At 64.9% G+C, this 4259-nt stretch carries 4 protein-coding genes and 1 pseudogene; all 5 read left to right on the top strand.

Features of this window, described 5'->3' with window-relative positions:
* Positions 1 to 114: 114 nt before the first annotated feature.
* On the top strand, positions 115 to 348 hold the full coding sequence (locus Q5H31_RS08095; protein ID WP_008783366.1) for a hypothetical protein: 234 nt from the start codon (positions 115 to 117) through the stop codon (positions 346 to 348).
* Positions 349 to 362: 14 nt separating this feature from the next.
* Positions 363 to 1208 carry a type IV secretion system protein gene (locus Q5H31_RS08090; protein ID WP_095279953.1) on the top strand — a complete coding sequence of 282 codons (846 nt, stop codon included), beginning with the start codon at positions 363 to 365 and terminating at the stop codon, positions 1206 to 1208.
* Positions 1209 to 1239: 31 nt separating this feature from the next.
* Positions 1240 to 1590: a PrgI family protein gene (locus tag Q5H31_RS08085; RefSeq protein WP_095279952.1), complete on the top strand. Its 351-nt coding sequence runs from the start codon at positions 1240 to 1242 to the stop codon at positions 1588 to 1590.
* A 3-nt stretch (positions 1591 to 1593) separates the two neighbouring features.
* The gene (locus Q5H31_RS08080) at positions 1594 to 3990 is read left to right on the top strand and encodes a VirB4-like conjugal transfer ATPase, CD1110 family (protein ID WP_100969899.1); all 2397 of its coding nucleotides are present in this window, start codon (positions 1594 to 1596) and stop codon (positions 3988 to 3990) included.
* Between the two features lie 4 nt (positions 3991 to 3994).
* Positions 3995 to 4259: pseudogene (locus Q5H31_RS08075) on the top strand (glycoside hydrolase); the annotation flags it as partial.

The following is a 4259-nucleotide window of genomic DNA, read 5'->3' as shown; positions in this document are numbered from 1 at the left end:
CCTTTTCCATACCATCGTCCGAGCCTCTTCGGGTTCGTCGGGAACGTCCAAACCGGAGCCTTCTCGACGGCCATACCGTGGTCATGTCATCCAAAACATCGAAAGGAAAACATCATGTACGGAATCACCATCGCGGCAGACAGCGGCAGCGTCGTCACCAGCGCGTTGCAGCTCTTCAGCCAGTTCGCCATCATCGGCGGCGGCCTGTGGGCCGTGTGGGGCGTCATCACCCTGGCCGGAGGACTGAAGGACCAGAACGGCCCCGCCACCCAGTCGGGCGTCTGGCAGGTCGTCGGCGGCGGCCTGATCATCGCGGCCGCGGCCCTGTTCTCCAACATCGCCCTGTAGACGGGAGGCCACGCATGGTCGATTTCATCGTCGGCATCCTCAACTCGATAGGGTCCGGCGTCGGCGACGACCTCGTGGCCGACCTGCTGAAGACCCCCGCCGAATACAACGCGGGCATGTACCAGCTGAGCCTGACCGTCGCCCGCTCGGCGGTCAAACCCATAGCCAGCACGATACTGGCGATCATGTGCGTCCTGGAACTCGCCAGGGTCAGCACCCGGGCGGACGGCGACCGCGAGCTGGGCGTCAAGCTCGTCGCCATGGCGATGTTCAAGCTCACGCTCGTGTTCACCGCGGCCCAGCACAGCGAGCTCATGCTCCAGGCCATCGACGAGATCGGCGACAGCGTGCTCGGCGGCATCCATTCGGCGGCGCCCACCACCGGCGCATCGTCGGGCCTCGGCCTTGGCGACAGCATGCGCGACGCCATCGACTCCGCCGGCTGGATGGGCCAGATACCGTGCCTGATCCTGCTGCTCATCCCGTTCCTCGTCTCCAAGGGCGCGACCATCGTCGTCACCGTCGTCATCCTCCTGCGTTTCGTGCAGATATACATGCTCACCGCGTTCAACCCGCTGCCGATCGCGTTCATCGCCCAGGAGGAGACCCGCCAGTGGGGCATCAACTACTTCAAACAGTACGCGTCGCTGGTGTTCCAATGCGCGACCCTGTATCTGGCGATCCTCATGTACCGCACGCTCGTGGGCGGCACGCTCAACCCGAGCGAGTTCCAGGACGGCGACAGCCTCTCCGGCTGGGTGATGGACAACTTCACCGGCCTGCTCCTGGCGAGCGTCATGCTCATCGGCATCGTCATGGCGGCCAACTCCGTCGCCAAGAAGCTCTTCGGCGGCGAATGAAACACAACGCAATCCACGAAAGGAAGCAATCATGGCGTTGCAGATGCCCGTCTACAGGGAACTGACCACCATCGAATCGAAGGTGTTCATGGGAATGAGCTGGAGGCAGTGCCTCGCCGCCGTCATCCTCGCCATCGTGTGCGGGGGAGGATACGTCGGACTGTGGCTCGGGCTGGGCATGGACCCCAACCTCGCCATGTACCTGATCTTCCCGCCCGGCCTGCCCGTGGCCGTATGGGGATGGGTGAGGCCAAAGGGCCTCATGCCCGAGAAATACCTGAAATACATCCTGCGTCACTACACGCAGCGCGAGGTCTACCTGCTCGACGGTCCGGGAAGACCATACCGCACCGGCGCGAAACCAACGATCAAGGAAAGGTGAGGAATGTTCGGAAAGAAGAAGACCCCGGTGGTCGCGCCGGCCGAAGGCGGTGCCGAAGCCAGGGCGAAGGCGCGGAGAAAGAAGGCGACGCGTCTGCCGAAGGGCGTCAAGCAGCTCATCGGCTACGACGCGATGCTGCGCAACGGGATCGCCAGCCTGGGCGACGGACGGTGGAGCGCCACCATCCTCTTCCATGACATCAACTACCAGCTGAGCCCGGAATCCCATCAGATGGAGATCATCGACCGGTGGGCCAAGCTCATCAACAGCTTCGAGGCCGGGCAAAGCGTGCAGATCGCCTCCTACACGCGCTCACGCGGCGTACGCGAACTCCTCGCCGACGTGATGATGGACGAGACCGGCGACAGCCTCGACCACTACAGGCTCGACTACAACCGCCTCGCCCAAGGCAAACTCGAATCCGTCAGCCGCAACACCAGCACCGTCAAGACCCTGACCGTCACCGTCCGTGAAAGCGACGAGCAGGCCGCCGTCGCAACCCTGAACGCGTTGTGCAACAACCTCGTCAGCCAGATGCGCTCCATCGACGCATGCAAGGCCACCCGGCTCGACCGCGAGCACCGGCTGCGCCTCATGGCCGAGGTGCTCCGGCCCGGCGAGGAGTTCCGGTTCGACGAACGCCGGTTCGAGCATCAGCCCGGCAAGCCCGACACCAAGGACCTCGTGTGCCCGTGGAGCATCGACGCGCGCAACCCGACCATGCTCGACATCGAATCCCTGGACTCGAAATACCTGCACCGCACCATGTGGGTGTCCAGTCTGCCGCCGGAACTGTCCGACCAGCTGGTCAACGACCTGACCGGCCTGCGCGCCCGCGTCGACGTGAGCATCCACCTGGCGCCCATGGACCGCGGCGAAAGCATGACGCTCGTGCGCCGCAAGAACGCCGAGGTCAAGATGCAGATCATGGACCAGCGGCGCAAGAACCGCAAGCAGGGCCTCGACCCCGACGACCTTCCCGACGACCTCGCCGACCAGCAGGAACAGCTTGGCCAGCTGCGCGACGAGCTGCGCTCCACCAACCAGAGGCTCGTGGACTCGATCATCGTGATCGGCGTGTCCGCGGCAAGCCAGGAGGAGCTGGAGGTCGCGTGCAGGAACGTGAAGGCCAAGGTCAACGCGCAGTCCTGCACGGCCGAGAGCCTCAAGTTCATGCAGATGGAGGGACTGACGGCCGAGCTGCCGCTGGGCAACAACCCCCTGCCCATGAAACGCACCCTGACCACGAACAGCGCGGCCATCCTCATCCCGTTCACCACGCAGGAGGTGTTCGAGCCGCACGGCCTGTTCTACGGAAGCAACGCGAGGAGCGGCAACCCGATCCTCGCGGACCGGCGCAGCCACATGAACTCCAACGGATTCGTGCTCGGCACGTCCGGCGGCGGCAAATCCTTCACCGTCAAACAGGAGATCGCCGGCATGTTCCTCAACCGTGACGACGAGGTGATCGTCATCGACCCGGAACGCGAATACCTCGCCCTCGCGGCCGCGTTCGGCGGACAGATCATCCAGATCAGCGCCGGCACCGGCACGCGCGTCAACCCGATGGACATCGTCCTGGAGGACGATTCGGCCTCCGACCCCGTCAAGGACAAGACCAACAACGTGGTCTCCATGATCGGCGCGCTCATAGGCGGCATCGACGGCCTCGACCCGCTCCAGAAGGGACTCGTCGACCAGTGCGTCAGCAACCTGTACACGCGTTACCGCAACCAGGGCGGGGGAGTGGTCCAGCCCACATTGCAGGACCTGCACGACGAATTGCAGGCGGGCGGCGACCAGGTGAGCCGGTACCTTGCCGACGCGCTCAACCCGTACATCACCGGCTCCATGAGCGGCTTCAACGGGCAGACCAACGTGGACCTGTCCAACCGGTTCACCGTATTCGACGTGTCCGGCCTGTCCGGCGAGCTGCGCACGTTCGGCATGATGGTCGTCATCGACCAGGTGTGGAACCGCGTCATCCGCAACAAGGCCAACGGGCGGCGCACCTGGCTGTACGTCGACGAGTTCCACCGCTTCTTCTCCAACCAGTACGCCGCCGCCCAGTTCAAGGACATCTACAAGCGCGCCCGCAAATACGGGCTCGGCGTCACCGGCATCACGCAGAACGTCGAGGAGATCCTCGACCTCCAGGACGCGCGCGAGATGCTGTCCAACAGCGATTTCCTCATGCTCCTGAGCCAGAACAGCACCGACGCGGACGCCCTGTGCGAGCTGCTGACCCTGAGCGAGGAGCAGCGCCAGTACTTCACCGGCGTGCTGCCCGGCCAGGGACTCATGAAGATCGGCAGCGCCTACGTGCCGTTCGACGGGCGCATCCCCGCGGGCGGCGACCTCTACCGGCTGTACTCCACGACCTTCCAGGAAGGAAAGTAAACGCATGAGCGGAACCCAAGCCCACCACGCCGGAGGCACACGCGCCCGCATCGGACGCGCGGCCACCGGCGTGGTGTCCAGCGCCGCACAATTCGGCTCGGACCGGACCGACATCGCCGATTCCATGGGCCACACCGCCGCCGAGATGGCGGGACGCGCCGGCATGCACGGCATGTCCTCCACCATGCACGGCGTGGGCTGGACGGCCGGCAAGGCGCGGCGCATCATGAACCGCGGCAAACGCGCCCTGCGGTCGGGCAAGGGAATGC

Source organism: uncultured Bifidobacterium sp., from assembly GCF_959020155.1.
Lineage (GTDB): Bacteria > Actinomycetota > Actinomycetes > Actinomycetales > Bifidobacteriaceae > Bifidobacterium.
The sequence above is the reverse complement of the archived record's forward strand: the minus strand, read 5'-3'. Positions and strand labels throughout refer to the sequence as shown.

Coding starts and splice junctions, on each gene's coding strand:
- Q5H31_RS08095 (WP_008783366.1), top strand. CDS start 115: ATGTACGGAATCACCATCGCGGCAGACAGCGGCAGCGTCGTCACCAGC.
- Q5H31_RS08090 (WP_095279953.1), top strand. CDS start 363: ATGGTCGATTTCATCGTCGGCATCCTCAACTCGATAGGGTCCGGCGTC.
- Q5H31_RS08085 (WP_095279952.1), top strand. CDS start 1,240: ATGGCGTTGCAGATGCCCGTCTACAGGGAACTGACCACCATCGAATCG.
- Q5H31_RS08080 (WP_100969899.1), top strand. CDS start 1,594: ATGTTCGGAAAGAAGAAGACCCCGGTGGTCGCGCCGGCCGAAGGCGGT.